Source organism: Proteobacteria bacterium CG1_02_64_396 (assembly GCA_001872725.1).
Classification (GTDB): domain Bacteria; phylum Pseudomonadota; class MNWR01; order CG1-02-64-396; family CG1-02-64-396; genus CG1-02-64-396.
Map to the genome: position 1 here is coordinate 1 of MNWR01000016.1, position 21,099 is coordinate 21,099.

The window sequence follows — 21,099 nt, forward strand, 5'->3', positions numbered from 1 at the left end:
GTGGGGAATCGAGGCCAAATTTTCACGGTTTTGAGGATCATAGTGGTGGCTATGTGACGAGAAACCGGGGGAATTTGGACCGATTACCCGCCGGCGCACGACTGCATGGATGCAGGAGGTAGAGCAATGCAGGAGCAATTGCCGAGTAGGACGATCTCAGGTCCGACAGACTCCTAGGGTTTGGTGCAGGCTCAAGGGGGGGCTCTGGGGGTGAAGAAAAGGGTGCCATCATAACCCGATAGGCATCAGGCCTATCGGGCCTGTCAGATCAAGTCGCCCCGTCCATCACACACAACTTAGCCTGTCTGCTTGACCACTCCCCACCAAAAGAGAAACTTTCCCGTCTTCAAACCCGCTGGCACCTCCATCCTTGGATTGCCCCCTCCCAATAGACTGCCGTGGTCTTTTCCGAAAGGCGCTCGAACCGATGCCCGATCGCGACAACACCATCACTTTGACCATCGACAATCGCACCGTGACCGTTCCCAAAGGGACCACGGTTTTAGCGGCAGCCGCCTCGATTGGCCGCCATATTCCCACCATGTGTTTCGATGCCCGCCTCACTCCGGTGGGGGGGTGCCGCCTATGTCAGGTCGAGGTCGAGGGGATCAAGGGGGGGCTGGTCACCGCCTGCAATCAGGTCGCCTTCGAGGGGATGGTGGTGCGCACCGACAGCCAAGCGGCCCATGCCGCCCGGCAAGAGGTGGTTGAGTTGATGCTGGTGCATCACCCCCTGGATTGCCCGATTTGCGACAAGGGTGGGGAGTGCACCCTGCAAAACGAGACGATTGCCGAGAATGTGCAGCAAGGGCACTACCGGGGAGCGCGCAAACGCTGGCCCGAAGATAGCCGCAGCGGTTCGGTCCACATCAACCCCAACCTCTGCGTGCTCTGCAACCGCTGTGTGCAGCTGTGCGACGAGCTGATCGACGTGCAGGCGCTCAAGATCGGCGGCAACGGCATCTACGCCCACATCGGCGCCGTCGATCCCACGGTTGGTTTGCAATGCGACGATTGCGGCATGTGTGTCACCGCCTGTCCGGTCGGCGCCCTGGGCGATCAGCTTTACCGTTTCACCGGTCGCCCCTGGGATTTCACCCGCACCGATGTCACCTGCCCCCATTGCAACGACGGTTGCCGCGTCACCGTCCACAGCCTTGAAAACAAGGTCGCCCGCATCAACAACTCCGCCTACACCGGCCCCAACCGGGGGGCGGTCTGCAATCGGGCCACCTTTGGTTACGACGACGTCAACCACCCCGAGCGACTGACCACCCCCTTGCTGCGCAAAAACGGCACATTGCTCCCCGCCACCTGGGGCGAGGCGCTCGACGCGGTGGCCGAGCAGTTCAAAGCGGCCCAAAAGCCGGTGGCGCTGGGCTCCGACCGGCTGGCTTGCGAGGACTGGCTGATGTGGCAGCGGTTGGATCTGACCTTCGTAGCCAACACCGACCGGGCGCTCGCCCCCGCATTGGCCGCCGCCGGTGGGGTGCTGGGTCGTCAGCCGATCACCTCTCAATCCATGCAGGATGTAGGGAAGGCCGATCTGATCTTCACCCTGCACGCCAACATCGCCGAGACCCAGCCGGTGCTGGGTTACGCGGTCAAGCAGGCGATCCGCCACCAAGGTGCCGCCTATTTGGCCTGCGAGGACCACAATCACCGGATGCACCGCCGGGCCGACCACGATTTGACCGCAACCCCTGGTAGCGAGGGTGTTCTGCTGGCCGGATTGGTCAACCTGCTGATCGGGACCCACGGCAAAGCCGATCCCGGTGGATTACTCGATGCGACCGCTGCGTTCACTGTCGAGACCGTGGCGGCCCAAACCGGCATTTCCGGCCAGCGGCTGCAAGCCGCCGCCCAGGCGCTGGCCAACGCCCAAAACCCGGCGCTGTTGACCACCATCGAGCGTGATCCGGCCCGAGATACCTGCGTCGAGGCGGCTTGGTTGGCGGCGCTGGCCCAGGTGCTCGGGTTCGAGAACAACCTATGGATTATGGGGGAGGGGGGCAACGCCCTGGGGAGCGCCCTGCTTAAACCGACCGTGGCTGACCCCGCCGGGGCCATCGCCGGGGCCGATCTGCTTTGGGTCGCCGGATCCGATCCCGCGTTTGCCTCCCCTTGGGGCGCCGCGTTCGGCGCCTTTGAGGGATTCTTGGTGGTTCAAGATCTGTTCTTGAGCGACACCGCCGCCCGGGCCGACGTGGTGTTGCCGGTCGCTGGACCCTTCGAGCGCCGCCGCATCGCCTTGTCGCTCAACGGTCGCCTGACCGAAAGCAAAGCAGCCGTCCCCCCGGTGGGGCAGTCGCGTCCCGATTGGCAGGTTTTCTACAACGTGGGTCGCCGCCTGGGGCTTTGCGACGATCTGTCGGGCGAGGGGCAGCGCTGGTGCTGGCTTGAGTCGCAACACCCCGCCGGTTGGCCCGCCCCGGTCGCCGCCGAGGCCGAGGCCGAGGCGGTGATTGTTGCGGCAACCGTCGAGTCCGCCGCCCCCCCTGCACCCACCGTCGCCGCACAACAGGGTTTGATTCTGTCGCTGGGGGGCGCCCTGCACCGGGTCGGTTCGGCCTCGCGCCGCTGGCGTTCGGTGCAAACCATGGCTCCGGCCCCCAGTGTGACCCTGAATCCCGCCGACGCCGCCGATCTGGGCATCGGGGATGGTGATCGGGTGCTCCTCAACGGCGCGGTTGAACTCATCGCCCATATCGACGACGCCCAGAGGCGCGGCAGCGCCTTTGTTCCCCAGGTTTTGGCCGAGGGGCAAATCCTGGGCGGGGGGGCGATTACAATAGAACCGGCGGCGCAAGCCTCCGTAGCCTGATACGCTTCGACAACGGGGAGGGCGACCTCCCCGTTATGCTGTTCGCCCCACCCGTGGGCCTTCCCCCGAATGACCCGCCGCTGCAAAAAAAGGAACCACTCCATGCCTTCGTTTCACTGGTCCGCCGATCTCGATCCCTTGAGCTGGCACGGCGATGTGTTGGTCGTGTGCGTCGCTGAAGAGGGCGATCTGGAGCCCCATGCCCAGGCCCTCGACGGCGCCTTGGGCGGTGTGATCGGGCGGGTACGCGAGTCGGGCGATTTCACCGGCAAATCGGGGGAGGTCTTGATGCTCTGCGCGGTGCGCGGCATCGGGGCCGACCGGGTGGCGCTGTTGGGGCGGGGCAAACCGGGTCAGGGCAGCGCGCAAGAGATTGCCGACGCCTTCGGCGATTTGGCCCGCGCCCTGGTGAAACAATCGTGCGGTCGGGTGGCGATTGTGGCCGATCCGCTGCCGGTGGGGGGGTTGGCGGCGGCGGTCGAGGGATTGTTGCTCGGCAGCTATCGCTTCGATCACTACCGCACCGTGGCAAAGGATCTTCCCAAACACAGCCTCGACCGCATCGAGTTTGTGGTCGACATCGAACACCGGGACGACTGGCGAGGCCAGATTGCCGCCGGTGAACAGATCGCCGCCGGGGTGATGCTGGCCCGCGACCTCATCAACCACCCAGGCAACACCGTCACCCCGACCCGTCTGGCCGAGGAGGCGGGGCAGATCGCCGAGGCTTACGGGTTGGAGCTCACTGTACTGGGTCGAGAAGAGATGCAGGCCGAGGGGATGGGGGCGTTGCTGGCGGTGGCGCGGGGCTCCGAAGAGGAGCCCAAACTCATCGTCTTGAAATACCAGGGGCGCGACGGCGGCAAACCGCTGGTGGCGGTCGGCAAAGGGTTGACCTTCGATGCGGGGGGGATCTCCCTGAAACCGGCCCTCGACATGCACCAGATGAAGTACGACATGTCGGGGGGGGCGGCGGTGCTCGGTTTGATGCGGGTGGTGGGTGCCCTCAAACCGGGGCGCAGCGTCATCGGGATTATTCCGTCGAGCGAGAACCTCCCCGACGGCAAGGCCAACAAGCCGGGTGACATTCTGCGTTCGGCAGCCGGATTGACCATCGAGGTGCAGAATACCGATGCCGAGGGGCGCTTGATCCTGGCCGATGCCCTGCACTACGCCAAACGGTTCGAACCCGAGGCGGTGGTCGATCTGGCGACCCTGACCGGCGCCTGCGTTTTGGCGCTGGGCAGCCACTACGCTGCGGTATTGGGGACCGATCAGCCCCTGATCGACGAGCTACGCGCCTTGGGTGAAGAGATTGGCGAGCCGCTGTGGCAGCTCCCCTTTCACGAGGCCTATGCCGAGCAGCTCAAAAGCGACGTGGCCGACCTGCGCAACATCGGCGGACGCGAGGCGGGAACCATCACCGCCGCCCTGTTCCTGGCCCGCTTTACCGAAGGCATGCGCTGGGCCCATCTCGACATCGCTGGAACCGCCTGGTCCAACCAAGACAAGGGGATCAAAACCAAAGGGGGCCGGGGTTACGGGGTGCGGCTGCTCTGGCGCTGGGTTTCGGAGCAGGGCTAACGACCATGGAGGGGGCCGCCACACCGGTGATCTTTTTGCGCGGGGAGGGCAAGGCGGTCGCCTTCCTCGCCCAGGTGGTGCAGCGGTTGGTCGACGGGGGGCAACGGGCCTGGGTTTTTATGCGTCAGCCCGAGCATCGAGCCAAGCTCGACGATTTGCTCTGGCAACGCGGGGGCTTTTTGGCCCACGATCTTGAGGAGCGGGCCGATCCCAACTGGAGCCCGGTGGTGATTAGCGGTCATACCCGCACGCCGCAAGGGTGGCATCTTGTTGTGGCGGATCGTACCCTTAACGCATTAGAGGAGGGGGTCGGTCAGGCGAACGGGGTCATCGATTTCGTCATGGCCGAATGGGGGCAAGAGGGACTTGAGAGCAGTCGCGCCCGTTATCGGTATTATCGGGGGCAACAGGCCTCGGTGGTGTATCTGGACGAAGATGAAAGTCGGCGTTGGATCGCCGGAGAAGATCGCCCTTCGCGGCAACAGGTGACAGAAGGTCAACCGGAATCCGAATGAGTTCAAAAACCCCCAACAGCCGCTCCGAAATCCAGGACATCAAAGCGATCCTGGCCGAGCTTGAGCGGATTTTGTCTGCCGACGACACCGAGTTGGGTGCCGCCGACGTCAAGTCCGCGTCGCCTCCCAAGCCCGAAGAGGAGCGGCCCGATCCCCTGTTCTTCGACGCCGACCGCTCCCTGCGCTCCGAAGTCGCCCTGCTTGGCGATTCCAAGGTCGACAACACCCCGACACATCCCCACAGCGAGACCGGCGAACGCACCATCCAGATGAGCAGCACCGCCCGTAATCGCGCTTTGGACGCGGTGACCGAGATCAAGCTGGAGCCCGACGCGGCGGTGATCGAGCAGCTCGATGCCCTGCCCGAGGGGCCGGTGCAATCCGCGACGCAAGAAGAGGTTGAAGCCGAGGCCTCGTTCCTTCCCGATCTCAATGCCGAACCGGCCCAGCCCGAACCCGAGGGCGAACCCGAGGAGGCCAGGCTCGATGTGGCGCTAGATCTGTTGTCGTCCCTGCCTGAAGTTGAGGACGACCAGCCCAACCTGGACGCCGTAATTCCCGAAACCCACGAATTCGAAGCGAAGCGAGCGGACTTAGAACCGCTCGACCTTGCCGATCATCTTGAAGAGGGTTCCCCGTCGAACCTCGAACCCCTCGACGTGCGCGAACCCCAAGAGGAGGGCTCTATGAGCGATCAGGATATCCCGAAAAATCCCGACGACGTCCTCGATGACGACATCCTCGATCTGGCGACCTTGATGGACGATATCGTCGAAGACGAAAAGCCCAGCCAAGCAACGGCCACGGGGGCGGCTGCGCCGGAAATGGCGCTGGATCTGGCTGGACCTGGCGGCGGCGATGACGAGGGGCCCATTCTCGAACTCGATCTGGCCCTACCCGATGTGGACGATGGGCTGCTCGAAGCGGTGCAAGAGGACGAGCTGGATGAACTTGAGGCCGACGTACAAGAGGCCCAGAGCCCAATCGCCAGCGCCGACGATTTTAAAGAGTTCGAAAGCGCCTACCTCGATGCACTGCTGCTGAACGACGACGATTTCGATTTGGCCTTGCAAGAAAGCGCCCCCATGGCAGGGCAAGAGGGTGACGCCCAGGCCGATGGGTCCGATGAACCGGCGGCTCAGGTCGAGGACGAAGAGATCCCCATGCCCGACATCAGCGACATCGATCTTGGGGTTGTGGGTGAGCCGATGGAGCACCCGCGTAAACTCGATCCCGATGTCGATTTTGGCGGCCCATTTGCCGAAGAGGTCGAGGCGATCACCCCCCTGCCCGATCTTGAAGAAGAGTTCCTCTTCTCCGAGGAGGAGGCCAATCCCGATGCCGACGGCACCGGCAATTTCGGCGATACCTTGGTCACCATGGGTGGTGGTGAGGCGAAGAGCGATGAGCCCGAGGTGGTTGAACCTTCTCAATCGGTCGCCCCCGCATGGCAGGCCGCCCCCTTGGCTGCCGCCGCCGAAACCGCGGTGGTCGGCGCTGCTGCTGCCGCCGGACAGGCTGCGGTCGAACCGGTCGCCCAGGCCACCGGCATCGACGCCGCCCAATTGGCCGCCCTGCTCTCGCCCATGATCGAAAAGGTGGTGCGCGACACCGTACTGGAGGTGGCCGAGCGGGTTATCCGTGAAGAGATGGGCAAGCTGCGCGAGGCGCTCGACGCCGATCCCGACGCCTGATTCCCCCAGTTCCCAGCGTAGAATCACCCATCCGGCGCTCCATCGAGCGCCGGTTTTCTCTTGAATTGCCGATCCAATATGAGCCCACCCAAAGCCCAAAAGCCCGCATCCAAGAGCGCCTCCCACCAAGAGACCCAACCCCCTTTGGTGGGGCCGGGGGGGGTCGATTTCGAGGCCGCCATAAAACGACTTGAAACCATCGTGGTGGCCTTGGAAGAGGGAGGTGGTCAACCCATCGAGGCGCTGCTGGCCCTTTATGAAGAGGGGTTGGGGCTTTCAAAGGGGTGCGAAACCTACCTGCAACAGGCCGAAACCCGCCTGGAGCGTCTGACCCGTGGGGGCGGCGAGTAAGTGTCTTTCGATCTTCATGCGTATCTGAGCCAAGGCAGCACCTGGGTTCAAGAGGGGCTCGGTCGGCTCCTCCCCTCGACGCAGCATCTGCCCAAGCGGCTGGTCGAGGCGATGCACTACGGGGTGATGAACGGAGGCAAACGGCTGCGCCCCATCCTCATCAAGGCGGCCTGCGAAGCGGTGGGAGGCGATGGCCAACGAGCCCTGCCCGCCGCCTGCGCCATGGAATGTGTGCACAGCTATTCGCTGGTGCACGACGATCTGCCCGCCATGGACGACGACGACCTGCGACGGGGCCGTCCCACCACCCACATCGCCTTTGACGAGGCGACCGCGATTTTGGCGGGCGACGCCCTGCTCACCCACGCCTTCGTCCTCCTTTCCGATCCCCACTATTTTGACGTTGAGCTTTCGGGCCGGTTGGTTCACCAGTTGGCGACCGCCGCCGGGGCCAGCGGCATGGTGGGGGGGCAGATGCTCGACATGGAGGGGGAGGGCAAAAACCTCACCCTGCCCGAGCTGACCGAGATCCACATCTACAAAACCGGGGCGCTGCTGCGGGCCTGTTTGGTGATGGGGGGGTGGATCGGCGGGGGCGACGAGGCGGCGATTCAACGTTTAAGCGATTACGGCGAGCGCATTGGGCTGGCGTTCCAAATTGTCGACGACATTTTGGACGAAACCGGCACCACCGAAGAGCTGGGCAAGCCGGCCGGATCGGACCAAAACCGGGGCAAGGCGACCTTCCCCGCCATTTTGGGGCTGAGCGAATCGCGAGAACACGCCCGTCGCTTGATCGACGAAGCGGTGGTGTTGGCCGAGAGTTTCGGCTCCCGAGGCGAGCCGTTGAAGGCGATTGCGCAGTACATTTTCGACCGGACCAAGTGATTTTCACCCGGGCCATCTACCGGGCCTGCATGGGGCACCTATACGCATGACTCTGCTCGACGCCATTCACGATCCCGCCGATTTGCGGCGGCTTTCGATCAACGAACTGCCCCGCGTGGCCCAAGAGATCCGCGATCTGCTCATTGCAAGCGTCGCGCAAACCGGGGGTCACATTGGAGCGGGGCTCGGGGTGGTCGAGTTGACCATCGCCCTGCACTACGTTCTGAACACCCCCGAAGACCGCATCGTCTGGGATGTTGGCCATCAGGCCTACCCCCACAAGGTGCTCACCGGTCGTAAAGATCGGATGCACACTTTGCGTCAGTACGGCGGGATCTCCGGTTTTACCAAACGCAGCGAAAGTCAGTATGACCCCTTCGGTACCGGTCACTCCTCCACCTCGATCTCGGCAGCTTTGGGGATGCGCATCGGCCGCGACATCGCCGCGCTGAACGGGGTGACGGCGGCGGTGATTGGCGACGGCGCCATGGGGGCGGGGATGGCCTTCGAGGCGCTCAACCACGCCGGACACGTCAAACGCCCCCTGCTGGTGGTCCTGAACGACAATGAGATGTCGATCTCCCCCAATGTCGGGGCTTTGTCGTCGTACCTGTCGCGCATCATCTCGGGGGGCCTCTACAACAAGGTGCGCCACAAGGCAGAAAAGATGCTCAAGGGCTCCCCGGTCCTTTACGAGGTCGCCAAGCGGGCCGAGGAGCACGTTAAGGGGATGATTACCCCCGGCACCCTGTTCGAAGAGCTCGGCTTCAACTACGTCGGCCCCATCGACGGCCACGATTTCGAGGCGCTGATCCCGACGTTGCGCAACTGCATTGCCCTCAAGGAGCCGGTGCTTTTGCATGTGGTGACCAAGAAGGGCAAGGGGTACGCCCCCGCCGAAGAAAAGCCCGATACCTTTCATGGGGTTGGCCCCTACAAGGTCGAGACCGGCGAGATCATCAAAACCCCCGGCCAGCCCCCCTCCTTCACCAAGGTGTTTGCCCAAACCCTGACCACCCTGGCCGAGCAGGACGAGCGGATCATGGCGATCACCGCCGCCATGCCGGAGGGGACCGGGCTGAACCTTTTCCAGCAGGCCCATCCCGAGCGCTTTTTTGATGTCGGCATCGCCGAGCAACACGCGGTGACCTTCGCCGCCGGGGCCGCCTGCGAAGGGGCCAAACCGGTGGTGGCGATCTACTCAACCTTTTTGCAACGGGGCTACGACCAGATCGTCCACGACGTTTGTATTCAAAACCTGCCTGTGGTTTTTGCCGTCGACCGGGCCGGGGTGGTCGGAGCCGACGGAGCGACCCACACCGGATCGCTCGATATCACCTTCTTGCGCTCGATCCCCGGCATGGCGGTGATGGCCCCCGGCGACGAGGACGAACTGCGCCACATGGTCGCCACCGCCCTGCATTACGACGGCCCCAGCGCGATTCGCTTTCCCCGCGGCAACGGTCTCGGGGTGCCGATGTTGGGCGAACCCGAGATCCTGCCCTGGGGTAAGGGCAAGCTGCTGCGCGAGGGGGATGACGGGGCGATCTTCGCCTTTGGCGCCTGCGTCGCTCCCGCGGTGGAGGCGGCCCGCACCCTGGCGCAAGAGGGGATCCACCTGGCGGTGGTGAACCTGCGTTTTGCCAAACCGTTGGATGAAGCGCTGGTGCTGGAGTGGGCCGGTAAAACCGGGCGGATCATGGTGGTGGAAGAAAACGCCATTCAGGGTGGGATTGGCTCGGCGGTGCTCGAAACCCTGGCTGCGGCCGATGCTTTGGTCCCCACCAAACTGCTGGGCTTTCCCGATCGGTTTTTACCCCAGGGCAGCCAGGGGGAGGTGAGGGGCGAGTTGGGGCTCGACGCCTCCGGTATCGGCGCGGCGGCCCGCACCTTCTTCACCGCCAAGGCATGAAAGCGCCCAAACCATGAAGGGCGCCGCGGTCGGCAAGGGGAAGGTGCGGGCCGACCAGCGGGTGGTCGACCTGGGGCTGGCCCCCAGTAAACAACGGGCTCAGGCTCTGATTTTGGCCGGATTGGTGCTCGATCCCGACGGCAAGGTGATCGCGAAGGCGGGGCAAGCGGTGGCGGATGACGTCGCGCTGGTTCTAAAAGGGGAGGATTGCCCCTTTGTCAGTCGGGGCGGCCTGAAGCTGCAAGGGGCGCTCGATCACTTCGCCGTCGATCCCAGTGGCTGGGTGGTGCTCGATGTCGGGGCCTCGACCGGAGGATTCACCGATTGCCTGCTGCAACGGGGTGCCGTCAAGGTTTATGCGGTCGACGTCGGCACCCATCAGCTGCACGAAAAACTGCTCGCCGACCCCCGGGTTGTTAACCTCGAAAAGACCCACGCCCGCGATATTTCCGAGCACAACGTGGTAGAACCGGTCGACCTGATCGTGGTCGACGTCGCCTTCATCGGGCTGCGCCAGGTGTTGCCCGCCGCCCTGACCCGCCTCAAACCGGGGGGGCTGGTGATCGCCTTGATTAAACCGCAGTTCGAGGCGGGTAAAGAGGAGGTTGACAAGGGGCGGGGGGTCATCAAGGACGCGGCGGTGCGCATGCGCATCAACGCCGAGATCGAGACTTGGGTGCGCGATGAACTGGATGGTGCCATCGAGGGGGTCGTGCCGTCGCGGATCCACGGCCCCAAGGGCAATCAGGAATCGCTCATCGTGTTCAGACGTTAGGGAAACGCTGATTCAAGGCAGGAACCTTCAATCAGCGTCTCCTTAGGGGTGTGAGCGTGCTCCCTCGGTGCCCTTGATAAACTCAGGGTGAGCCGAGCGTTTCAAGTAATAGCGTCCCTCGACAGGCTCGGGATGAGCCGGTTGATGCAAATCAACGCGCCGAGGGCGGCGCCCCAACCAGTGATTTCATAAGTTCTTCGCAGCTTTTGCGTGAAACCGTTCTTTGGGTGTTTTACAGGAGTCCATCCATGCCGTCCTTCGACATCGTCAGCAAGGTCGATCTGCAAGAGGTCGACAACGCCGTCAACCAAGCCATCAAAGAGATCACCACCCGCTACGACTTCAAAGGGAGTAAGAGCGAGATCAAACACGAGGGGGCCGAGATCAACCTGCTCGGCGACGACGATCACAAGCTCAAAGCCTTGATCGACGTGCTGCAAAGCAAGCTGATTCGGCGTGGCATCGATCTGAGCAGCCTCGACTACGGCAAGGAGGAGACCGCCTCGGGCGGCATGGTGCGCCAGAAGATCACCGTCAAGCAGGGGATCAACCAAGAGGCGGCCAAGAAGGTGGTCAAGGCGATCAAAGAGGGCAAGCTCAAGGTTCAGGCCGCCATTCAGGGCGATACCGTGCGGGTGACCGGCAAGAAGCGGGACGACCTGCAAGAGGCGATTGCGATGATCCGGGCGGGCGAGTTCGGTCAGCCGTTGCAGTACGAAAACTTCAGGGATTGAGCGCACGCCTCGGTCATGCAGGAGGGGGGCATCGTGGTGGTCGATGACACCCGTTGGGGGACCCGGATTCCCACCAATCATCGGCTGCATGATCGGGTCGTCGCCAAGGGCTTCGTCCCGCGCCATGTGGTCGAGGTGGGGGTGGGGCATCCCAAAAGTTCAAGTGTCATCGGGTTCATTCAGCGGGGGATCCGCACGACCCTGGTCGAACCCGACCCCTTTGCGATTGCCCTGATTCGCTCGGCCTTTGGCGGTATGGATCACGTCACGCTGCACACCTGTGCATTGTGCGACGAGGCCGGAGCGGTGGAGCTCTGCCAGCGGGCCGGATCCACCTTTGTTGCGACCCTTGAGGCCACCCCGGCGCTCGTCAACGACCGGGCTCATCTTGAGCAGCCCGAGCTTTTTACCGCCGAGGCCAAGCGCTTCGATGCCATTGACGACGGCGGCATCGACCTGCTCTCCATCGATATCGAGGGGGGGGAGTGGTTCGTGCTCAAACACATGGTGAGCCGTCCTGCCGTCGTTTCGGTCGAAACCCATGGTGGAATCTACATCAATCCCTACCTTGCCGAGATTCGGGGCTGGATGGTGGAAAACCGCTACGTGCTTTGGTATCTGGACGGAAGCGATTCGGTTTTCGTTCGAGAGGGCACCGTTGCGTTGAGCCTGTGGGATCGTATGGCCCTTATTTGGACCCGCGGGTATTTGGTGGCCAGGTTTTGGAAGAAGAAAGTGAATCGCGGATTCAAGGGCTTGTTCGGCGTTCGGACGTGGCCCGAGTTGTTCAAGCCCAAGTCGCAATGATCATCCCTTCGAGGAAGCAACCTTTCATGTCCCAACGCAGTGCCAAAGTCGCCCTCGTTTCCCTCGGCTGCCCCAAAAACACCGTCGATTCCGAATCGATCCTGGGCCAATGCGTCAGTCGGGGAATGACCCTGACCAGCGATGCCCATGATGCCGAGGTCATCGTGGTCAACACCTGCGGCTTTCTGGAGGAGGCCAACCAGGAATCGGTGCGGGCGATCCTCGATGCGGTCGCCATCAAAGAAGAAAAGCCCGATACCCGGGTGGTGGTGACCGGTTGTCTGGTCAGCCGCTACCAGGGGGATTTGGCCGGCGAGATTCCCGAGGTCGACCTGTGGGTCGGCGCCGGGGAGGGGCACCGTATGGGGAGCCTGCTGCAACAGGTCGAGGCCCCCAATCGTCGCTACTTCGACGACAACACCACCCTGTATCAAGAGTCCGACGCCCCCCGGGTGCTCTCGACCCGTCCTCACGCGGCCTATCTGAAGATCGCCGAGGGATGCGACAACCCCTGTACCTTCTGCATCATCCCCAAGCTGCGCGGTCCTTTTCGCTCGCGCCAGCTCGACGCCATCGTCGCCGAGGCGCGGCAGCTCGCCGCCCAGGGGGTCCAAGAGATCACCCTGGTCGCCCAGGACACCACCCTTTATGGCCGCGACCTGACCCCCCGCACCTCGCTGGCGGCGTTGCTCGATCATTTAAACGCAGTCGATGGGCTGGTCTGGATCCGCATCCTCTACGCCTACCCGACCCTGGTGAACGATGCTCTGATCGAGGCGATGAAACGGCTGGACAAGGTTGTCCCCTATCTCGATATCCCGGTGCAGCATGTTTCGGATGGGGTGCTCCGGGCGATGAAGCGGGCCGAGACCGGCCCCCGCATCGACGCCCTGTTCACCCGGTTGCGCCGCGAGATTCCCGGCATCGCGCTGCGCACCTCGCTCATCGTCGGCTTCCCCGGCGAAAGCGACGAAGACTTTCAAGCGCTGCTCGATTTCGTCGAAAAACATCGTCCCGAGCATCTGTCGGTCTTCGCCTACTCCCGGGAGGAGGGGACCGAGGCGGCGCAGCTGCCCGACCAGCTGCCGGTGGAGGTCCGTCAAGCGCGGCGCGACCAACTCGAACAGGTGTGGCAGGCGATTCGTGAAGAGCAGCTTCAAGGGCTGATCGGCCAGACGGTCGAGGTCTTGGTCGATGGGGTGAGCGAGGAGACCGACCTGCTGTTGGAGGGGCGGATGTCGACCCAGGCCCCCGAGGTCGACGGCAAGGTTTGGATCAACGACGGTTGGGCTGAGCCCGGCAGCATCGTTCGGGTGCTGGTGGAGGATGTCGCCGGTTTCGATGTGGTGGGTGGTATCCGGCAGATCTAATTATCTAGGAGCCTGTCGGGCTTGAGCGTCCGTAGCGAGCCGAGTGGGGAATCGAGGCCAAATTTTCACGGTTTTGAGGATCATAGTGGTGGCTATGTGACGAAAAACCGGGGAAATTTGGACCGATTACCCGCCGGCGCACGACTGCCTGGATGCAGGAGGTAGAGCAATGCAGGAGCAATTGCCGAGTAGGACGATCTCAAGTCCGACAGACTCCTAGGGAAACGCTGATTCAAGGCCTCCTGCCTTGAATCGGCACGCTGCGCAAAAAGCAAAAGCAGACTTCGGCGACGGGGTCGCCTCCTACGACGGCGCTATTTTGGCGACCCCATCCTTGGGTCGCTCGGAAGCGCCGACTCAATCAGCACTTCCCTAGAGCTGTCGGACGAATGCAGGAGAACGAGCATTTCAGGAGCATTGGCGACTGAAATGAAAGGCGGTCGAAAACCACGTTTTCGGCAGCCGACTCTAAGAAACGTCAGGAGGGCGTTTGTTGGAGATTTCCTATTACTTCGGAGGAGCAGGCGTGAGTGCTGTTATGCAATGGGGCCGGATGGGTGGTCTGCTGTTGGGGTGTTTCGCCCTTTTTCCTGGCGCTCAGGCGGCGGTGTTGCCCGATGCCAATGCCCCGGCCGCCATCATGGGGACCGCCGGTATTGCCATCGATAGCCTGGAAGGGGTCGAGGCGGTCCGCTACAACCCCTCTTTGCTTGCCCTTGAGGTCGGCATGAAGGGGATGCTGGGATTGTCTCAGTACCGCGAAAAGCGCGCCGGCGAGATCGCCGGGGTCCGTAGCGCCCCCCTCAAAAAAGACACCTATGCCCCCGAACTTGGCCTGACGGTGACCCCCGACAACACCGACTTCGGTTTCGGTCTGCTGCTCGACACCCCTCGGCAATTCAAGATGGTGTGGCCCGAGGGGGGGGGGACCGGGCAGATTGTCAGCCACCGCCTGACCGGCGCCTTCGGCTGGCGATTGCTGCCCGATGTCGCCTTGGGGGTGAGCGCGGGGGTTGAAAGAATCAGCCTCGACTCCAATCGGGTTCACGGCGATTTTACCGCCCCCTTCGTCACCGGCGCCGTCACCTGGCTGGGCAACAACGACCTGCGTCTGACCGCCCGCTACGACCAGTATCTCTCCACCAATCTCAATGGACAGAAGGCGGCCATGGGGGCGACCGCCACCTTGGGGGGGGGGCTTTGGGTGACCGACTTCTGGCGTTTGCACGGCCAGATCGCCCAGCAGAAGGGGGGCGACGATCCCTGGGGCGGGGCGACCCTGCCGATGGAGCAAAACCGCTGGGGGTTGGCGTTGGTGCGCCACACCAACGATCTGGCCCGGTTGCGGCTGGGTTTTGCCCGCAGCGACACCAAAACCCGGGGTGTGGTCGATCCCCTGATGCCGGTGATGGAGCGGGAGTGGCACTACGCCGTCGGCATGCGCGCTCCGCTGCGCGACGTTTGGATCGACGCCGCCTACGAGTACATCTTCCACGACGTTTCCCACGACAGTGCCGGCAGCGCTTTTAGCGGCAACTCCTACCGGTTCTCGGTCGATATGACCTGGGAACTGAATCCCTAATGCGATGAAGGGGGGCAGCCTCTTTCCGGCTCAAGAGCGGCAAGCGCCGCTGGCCGACCGGATGCGCCCCCGTCGCATCGAAGAGGTGGTGGGGCAGGGGGCGTTGTTGGGCGAGGAGGGGCCGGTTCGCCGTATGGTCGAGTCGGGCAAGATCCTCCCCCACCTCTATTGGGGACCCCCCGGCTGCGGCAAAACCACCATCGCCCGGCTGCTGGCCCAGGCTGTCGACGCCCACTTTCTGCCCATGTCGGCGGTGATGGTGGGGGTTAAAGAGATCCGCGAGGCGGTGATTCAGGCCCGCAAAGATGGTGAGAATGGCCGCCGCACCCTGCTGTTTCTGGACGAAATCCACCGCTTCAACCGCTCCCAACAAGACGCTCTGCTCCCCCATGTTGAAGATGGCACCTTCATTTTGGTGGGGGCGACCACCGAAAACCCCTCGTTCACCCTCAATCGGGCGCTGCTCTCCCGGTTGACCGTCTTCGTGTTGACGCCGCTGGATCTGGACGAACTCACCGCCCTGCTGGCGCGGGCGCTGCACGACGAGCCACAGGGTTACGGGGCGCTGAAACTGACGGTGGAGGGGGGGCTGATCGAGCGGCTGGCCAAGCTTTCCCACGGCGACGCCCGCTACGCTCTGGGTTTGTTGGAGGCGGTGGTCGAGGGGCGCAAGGAGGATCATCTGAAATGGGAGGCGGCGCGTCCCTTGGTGCGGGCTCGGGCGGCTGCCTACGATCGGGATCGCGATCAGCATTACGACCTGATCAGCGCCCTGCACAAGGCGATGCGGGGTTCCGATCCCGATGCCATGCTCTACTGGCTACACCGCATGATCGAGGGGGGGGAGGATCCCCTCTACATCGCCCGGCGCATGATCCGCATGGCGAGCGAGGATGTGGGGCTGGCCGATCCGCAGGCGCTGCCCCAGGCAATTGCCGCCTACCAAACCTTCGAGATGCTCGGCGCCCCCGAGGGGATTCTGGCCCTCAGTCAGGCGGCGGTGTACCTGGCCACCGCTCCCAAATCCAACGCCCTGTACATGGCCGAAAAAGCGGCGCGCAAAAGCGCCAAGGAGCACGCCGACGGCGAGGTCCCTCCCCACATTCGCAACGCCCCGACCCAGTTGATGAAAGAGCTGGGCTATGGCAAGCAGTACCTCTACCCGCATGATTTTCCCCACGCCTTCGTCCCTCAGGAATACTTCCCGGTGGGGATGTTCGAGCGTTACTACCGCCCCACCGACCGCGGCTTCGAGAAGGTGATCGACCAGCGCATCAAGTGGTGGGACGAGCAGCGGCGTGGGAGCCGCACCCAAAAGGAGGAGTGATGACTGCGCTCTACATCGCCCTCGGCGGCGCCCTCGGTTCGGTGCTGCGCTGGTGGCTGTCGGGCCGGGTTTACGACTGGCTGGGCAGGGATTTCCCCTGGGGCACCCTGACGGTGAACCTTCTGGGGGGGGTGCTCATCGGATTGCTCTTCGTCCTGCTGACCGAGCGGACTTTGCCCGATCCGGCCCTGCGCGCCGGAATTCTGGTGGGGTTCCTCGGGGGACTGACCACGTTTTCTACCTTTTCCCTCGAAACGCTGGCCTTGATGGAGACTGGGCGGTGGCTGGCTGCCGCCCTGAACGCCGGGGTTTCGGTCGCGGCCTGTGTGGCCGCCGCCGCCCTGGGCTCGATGTTGGCCAAGGCGCTTTGATTGATTGACGGAGGGGCCCCATGGCTGCATGGACCCGAGAAACCCTGTTGCAGGCGATCCAAGAGGGTCGCAGCGATTTCCACAACGAAGACTTCTCGTGGGCCGATTTGTCGGACCTTGAGTTTTCAGGGGTCGACTTTTCGTACGCGACCTGGCTCAAGGTCAACTTCACCGGCACCACTTTCCGCAATTGCGACATGCACGAGATTTACATCGTCGAGCCGATGGGTGGGGGTGCGGTGTTCGAAGACTGCAACCTGGAGCGGGCTTTTTTTCAGCGGGCCATCATGGTGGGGGCCTGTTTTGAACGGGTCCAGGCGCCGGGGAGCAAGATGCTCATCAGCCGCCTGAACGAGTGCCAATTCATTGACGCCGATCTGCGCGGCATCAGCCTGATCGACTCCGAGATGGAACGGACCCAGTGGCGCAATGTGACGATGACCCACGCTATTCTGCGCGGCGCCGACCTGAGCGATTCGAGCTTCGTGGTGGTGACCGCCGAGCGGGCCGACATGCGCAAAGCCCGCCTGACCGGTTCGACCTTCGATCGCTTTCGGGCCGACCACTGTTTGATTTACGGCAAGCGTCCCTGGGATGGGGTCCGCGACGGACGCGACTACGCCGACCTTTTGCCCCTGTTTCAAGAGGATTGACCATGCCCCTGCGCGGCATCCCCGAAGAGGTCTGGCCCGAAGCGCGCCGTCTGTTGGAGCGCTGGCGGGCGCGTCATCCCGATTTGGGCGATCCCATTATCAAACTAGGGGTGGGGGGCATCGACGTTCGCCTGCCCGATGGGTCGGCCCCGCCGGGGGTGGCCTCAATTATCAATACCCTTGAGGCGCTGCTTGGGGTTCCCGACGACGAGCGCTACTGCCAGCGCTGCGAGGCGCGCACCGACCTGCTTCCCGATCCCGGTATTGAGGGATTCTTCTTTTGCCGGGCCTGTTGGTCCGAGCGCCAAAAGGTCTCTGCCGCCCATGAGGCCGGGTATGACAACGACATCCTTGAGGAATGAGCATGAATTGCGCGGTGCTGCATAGCGGCTACGAAGTCGACCTGAACGAAGAGGGGTGGGAGGTCCATTTGCTGCGGGCGGTCTACGGCGAAACCTGCGTCCCCTACCTGGGCCGGATGCTTGCCTGGCGTCAGGCGCTTCAAGAGCAAGGGGGGGAGGGGAAATTGGACGAAGCAACCCTTTTTGCCACCTTGATGCAGGGGGCCAAAGAGATCGGTTTTCACGAACTGGGCTGGTTGGCCCGCAACCACCATTGGAACGCCGAACGTTTGCAACGGCTGTTCGAGGCGTTCGACGGTTTCGTCGAGGCGATGATGCTTGAGGATGGGGCACTGCAATAATGGGATGCCCTCATAAGCATATTTAAGACTTGAAACTCCAAATAAAGCGAACTAAGGTTCGCACACCCAAACCCCGCAAGGGTTTCCCCCCCAGACCATCGGGGGGGCGACCCGGGTTGGATCCCCCGTAGGTCTCCCCGGAACCACCAGCATCCCCCAACACAATTTGCTCCATATTCAGCCCATGGTTTTTTGCGTTTGTTTTCCCGTACCCAGAAAACGGTCGCTGACCTTGTAGAAGCCCGGCCTCCTGGCGATACGAACCGTCCCTCTTGAAGCAACCCCTTCCGCTTGGCTTTGCTTTCCCTCCAGCCGTTTTTTTCTCGGGTTGGTACGGCTGTTCAAACCTTCTGTAGGAGGCGTCCCCGACGCCGATGTCTCTTGGTGCAAGCGGGGGTTGAGGCATCAAGGTGCTCTCCGCCATTCGCGGACAGAAGTCCGCGCGCACACAAACCAAACCCCACCCCAAACCTGAGCCGCACACATAACCTGTGGGAGGCGACTTCTGTCGCCGAAGCGAAGCTGGGGTTGTTGGGGTGAGAGAAGGTTGGGGCAACTGCCCAATGCTGCTGTAGGAGGCGTCCCCGACGCCGATGCCTTTCGGTGCGGGCGGGGGTCAAGGAGGCAACGTTCCCCCTCAATCGCGCCGGGGGCGGCGCTCCTACAAAAAACCGGGGTCAGCCTTACAGGTGGGGGAAGGCACATTGTCGTCGAAGCAAAGCGGGGGTAGCGCAATACAGAGGAAAAAGACGACCGACCCAGCCTTACAAGCAGGCAAAAAAAAAGCCGGACCATTCATTGGCCCGGCTTTTTTCTAATTCTGGTGGAGCTGAGCGGGATCGAACCGCTGACCTCTTCAATGCCATTGAAGCGCTCTACCAACTGAGCTACAGCCCCGTTTCCTTGGTGGGCGCGAACTATACGGATGGGCTTGGACGTGTCAACACGTCGTCATGCAAGTCGTGTCGATTTTATGCATTGACCCCATTTTGGGCGGTCACCACCTGAAATACCGCCCCGTCTCCCCCCGGATCACCTTGGCCAAAAGCAGCAATCCAATCAAGTTGGGGATCGCCATCAGGCCGTTCATCAGGTCCGAGAAATTCCACACCAGTTCAAGTTTGAGCATCGCCCCCACCATCACTGCTGTGACGAAAACAATGCGGTAGACCGTGATCGCCCGCTCCCCCAGCAGGTACTCCACCGCCTTCTCGCCGTAGTAGCTCCAACCGATCAGGGTCGAGTAGGCGAATAGGGCGATGGCCAGCGCCACAAAAATCATTCCTGCAGGCCCCAGGGTTTCGGCGAAGCTCAAACTGGTCAGATCGCCCGCCGAGACCCCCTGTTTCCAAGGGGTGGCGGTCAGGATCACCAGCGCCGTCATGGTGCAGACCACCAGGGTATCGATGAAGGTCTGGGTCATCGAGACCAGCGCCTGACGCACTGGATCGTCGGTCTTGGCCGCCGCGGCGGCGATGGGGGCTGAGCCGAGTCCCGATTCGTTCGAAAACACCCCCCGAGCCACGCCGTAGCGGATCGCGGCCGCCACCGCCGCCCCAATAAAGCCCCCCTCGGCGGCAATCGGGGCAAAGGCGTGGTGGAAGATCAGCCCCAGGGCGGAGGGAATTTCAGCGGCGTTGAGCGCCAGGACGATCAGGGCGGCGGCGATGTAGCCGACGATCATGAAAGGGACGAGGAGAGCGGTGACCTTGCCGATCGATTTGATGCCGCCGATCAGCACCAAGGCGGTGAGCAGCAGCAGCACTACCCCGGTCACCCAGGGTTCGATGCCAAATGCAGTCTGGAAGACCCCGGCCACCGCGTTGGATTGGGTCATGTTGCCGATGCCAAAGGCGGCGCAGGCGGTGAACAGGGCGAACAGCCACCCCAACCACGGCAGCCCTGCCCCCTTGGCGATGTAGTACATTGGCCCCCCCCGCATCCCGTAGGGCCCCGGCTCCCGGTACTTCACCGCCAGCAACGCCTCGCTGTATTTGGTCGCCATGCCGACCAGTCCGGTAATCCACATCCAGAAGACCGCGCCGGGACCGCCGAGGGTGATGGCGGTGGCGACCCCGACGATGTTGCCGATCCCCACCGTGGCGGCCAGCGCCGTGGTCAGCGCCGCAAAGTGGGAGATGTCGCCCTGCGCCTGTTGCTCCTGTTTGAAGACCAGCCTCAAGGCGTGGGGGAGGGCGCGGAATTGCAGGCCGCGCAGGATCACGGTCAGGTAGAGCCCGGTGCCGACCAGCAAAATCAGCATTGGCGGGCCCCAGACCCAACCGGCGAGGGTGGCGATCAGGGTGTTGAGGGTGTCCAAGGGGGTGTCCTGAGGAAATTAAGTAGTGGATCGGGCTTCCGCGTATTTATTTGGATGACTATTCGTCACGAATAAAAATTGTTTCCCGGACTTTTTCTAGGCGTGTCAGATGGGAGTCCTTAAACAATTTAAATATTGCTTTTGCATTTATGAGTGGTAACACTCCAAGAGTGACAGTAAATATCGCGCTAATAATTGCAAGCCCACTATCATTGGGCGTTTTAATGTAAAGCACAAACCAAACAAACACATAAAACACCTCAACAACAACACAAATAAGAATAAGAGCAAGCAATACATGCGCCGCTAGAAGTTGTTTAACTTTGATGTTAAAGGCGCTCTCTTGTGCCTCACGTTCTATTCGCCCAAGTTCTTCTACTGCCCTCTTCCTGGGGTGGACCCCACTCCTTGGACAGTTTGGGGGCGAAAATTTGTAAACGGTTAGTGGCGGTGGGTGGTTCCGCCGTGGGTTTGATGGACCTGTTCTGGGGTCTTGCCGCCGAGGGCACTGTGGGGGCGCTCGGTGTTGTAAAACCGGAAGTAGCGGTCGAGCCCCTGGTGCAGCGCCACCCCATCGGCATGGTCGTACAGGTAGATCTCTTCGTACTTCACCGTGCGCCACAAACGTTCGATGAAGACGTTGTCCAGCGCCCGGCCCCGTCCGTCCATGCTGATGAGAATCTGTTGTT

The 21,099-nt window shown here is 62.6% G+C and carries 18 protein-coding genes, 1 tRNA gene and 1 pseudogene; 17 read left to right on the forward strand and 3 right to left on the reverse strand.

Annotation, left to right across the window (positions count from 1 at the left end):
- The first annotated feature begins 427 nt into the window (after positions 1-427).
- The 17 genes from AUJ55_01855 (at position 428) to AUJ55_01935 (ending at position 18,090) form a co-directional block, all read left to right on the forward strand.
- Complete coding sequence (locus AUJ55_01855; GenBank protein ID OIO60807.1) at positions 428-2,824, forward strand: hypothetical protein; 2,397 nt, start codon at positions 428-430, stop codon at positions 2,822-2,824.
- Positions 2,825-2,926: 102 nt separating this feature from the next.
- Positions 2,927-4,408 carry a leucyl aminopeptidase gene (locus AUJ55_01860; protein ID OIO60808.1) on the forward strand — a complete coding sequence of 494 codons (1,482 nt, stop codon included), beginning with the start codon at positions 2,927-2,929 and terminating at the stop codon, positions 4,406-4,408.
- 5 nt (positions 4,409-4,413) lie between these two features.
- Positions 4,414-4,923: a hypothetical protein gene (locus AUJ55_01865; protein OIO60809.1), complete on the forward strand. Its 510-nt coding sequence runs from the start codon at positions 4,414-4,416 to the stop codon at positions 4,921-4,923.
- Positions 4,920-6,617 (forward strand): hypothetical protein, encoded by a 1,698-nt coding sequence (locus tag AUJ55_01870; GenBank protein OIO60810.1) that lies wholly within the window; start codon positions 4,920-4,922, stop codon positions 6,615-6,617. Before AUJ55_01865 ends, AUJ55_01870 begins: the two co-directional genes overlap by 4 nt.
- A 144-nt stretch (positions 6,618-6,761) precedes the next feature.
- On the forward strand, positions 6,762-6,968 hold the full coding sequence (locus AUJ55_01875) for an exodeoxyribonuclease VII small subunit (GenBank protein OIO60823.1): 207 nt from the start codon (positions 6,762-6,764) through the stop codon (positions 6,966-6,968).
- Entirely contained in the window at positions 6,969-7,856 is an 888-nt protein-coding gene (locus tag AUJ55_01880) for a hypothetical protein (protein OIO60811.1), read from the forward strand.
- Between the two features lie 46 nt (positions 7,857-7,902).
- Positions 7,903-9,768, forward strand: coding sequence for a 1-deoxy-D-xylulose-5-phosphate synthase (locus tag AUJ55_01885; GenBank protein ID OIO60812.1), 1,866 nt, complete (start codon positions 7,903-7,905; stop codon positions 9,766-9,768).
- A gap of 13 nt (positions 9,769-9,781) precedes the next feature.
- Positions 9,782-10,543: a hypothetical protein gene (locus tag AUJ55_01890; GenBank protein ID OIO60813.1), complete on the forward strand. Its 762-nt coding sequence runs from the start codon at positions 9,782-9,784 to the stop codon at positions 10,541-10,543.
- A gap of 248 nt (positions 10,544-10,791) precedes the next feature.
- Positions 10,792-11,277, forward strand: coding sequence for a YajQ family cyclic di-GMP-binding protein (locus AUJ55_01895; GenBank protein ID OIO60814.1), 486 nt, complete (start codon positions 10,792-10,794; stop codon positions 11,275-11,277).
- 141 nt (positions 11,278-11,418) lie between these two features.
- Entirely contained in the window at positions 11,419-12,084 is a 666-nt protein-coding gene (locus AUJ55_01900; GenBank protein ID OIO60824.1) for a hypothetical protein, read from the forward strand.
- A 26-nt stretch (positions 12,085-12,110) separates the two neighbouring features.
- Positions 12,111-13,454: a ribosomal protein S12 methylthiotransferase RimO gene (locus AUJ55_01905; protein OIO60815.1), complete on the forward strand. Its 1,344-nt coding sequence runs from the start codon at positions 12,111-12,113 to the stop codon at positions 13,452-13,454.
- 538 nt (positions 13,455-13,992) lie between these two features.
- Positions 13,993-15,036 carry a hypothetical protein gene (locus AUJ55_01910; protein OIO60816.1) on the forward strand — a complete coding sequence of 348 codons (1,044 nt, stop codon included), beginning with the start codon at positions 13,993-13,995 and terminating at the stop codon, positions 15,034-15,036.
- Positions 15,037-15,040: 4 nt separating this feature from the next.
- On the forward strand, positions 15,041-16,363 hold the full coding sequence (locus AUJ55_01915) for a hypothetical protein (GenBank protein ID OIO60817.1): 1,323 nt from the start codon (positions 15,041-15,043) through the stop codon (positions 16,361-16,363).
- Complete coding sequence (locus AUJ55_01920; GenBank protein OIO60818.1) at positions 16,363-16,734, forward strand: camphor resistance protein CrcB; 372 nt, start codon at positions 16,363-16,365, stop codon at positions 16,732-16,734. Before AUJ55_01915 ends, AUJ55_01920 begins: the two co-directional genes overlap by 1 nt.
- A 20-nt stretch (positions 16,735-16,754) precedes the next feature.
- Complete coding sequence (locus AUJ55_01925) at positions 16,755-17,387, forward strand: hypothetical protein (GenBank protein OIO60819.1); 633 nt, start codon at positions 16,755-16,757, stop codon at positions 17,385-17,387.
- Between the two features lie 2 nt (positions 17,388-17,389).
- Positions 17,390-17,749 carry a hypothetical protein gene (locus tag AUJ55_01930; GenBank protein OIO60820.1) on the forward strand — a complete coding sequence of 120 codons (360 nt, stop codon included), beginning with the start codon at positions 17,390-17,392 and terminating at the stop codon, positions 17,747-17,749.
- A 2-nt stretch (positions 17,750-17,751) separates the two neighbouring features.
- Positions 17,752-18,090, forward strand: coding sequence for a hypothetical protein (locus tag AUJ55_01935; protein ID OIO60821.1), 339 nt, complete (start codon positions 17,752-17,754; stop codon positions 18,088-18,090).
- A gap of 821 nt (positions 18,091-18,911) precedes the next feature.
- Here the strand turns inward: AUJ55_01935 and AUJ55_01940 are convergent.
- The 3 genes and pseudogenes from AUJ55_01940 to AUJ55_01950 all read right to left on the reverse strand — a co-directional run bounded on the left by AUJ55_01940 (position 18,912) and on the right by AUJ55_01950 (position 21,099).
- Positions 18,912-18,987 (reverse strand) — tRNA-Ala (locus AUJ55_01940).
- A gap of 100 nt (positions 18,988-19,087) precedes the next feature.
- Positions 19,088-20,410 (reverse strand): sodium:alanine symporter family protein, encoded by a 1,323-nt coding sequence (locus AUJ55_01945; protein OIO60822.1) that lies wholly within the window; start codon positions 20,408-20,410, stop codon positions 19,088-19,090.
- A gap of 441 nt (positions 20,411-20,851) precedes the next feature.
- Positions 20,852-21,099 (reverse strand): annotated as a pseudogene (locus AUJ55_01950) (hypothetical protein).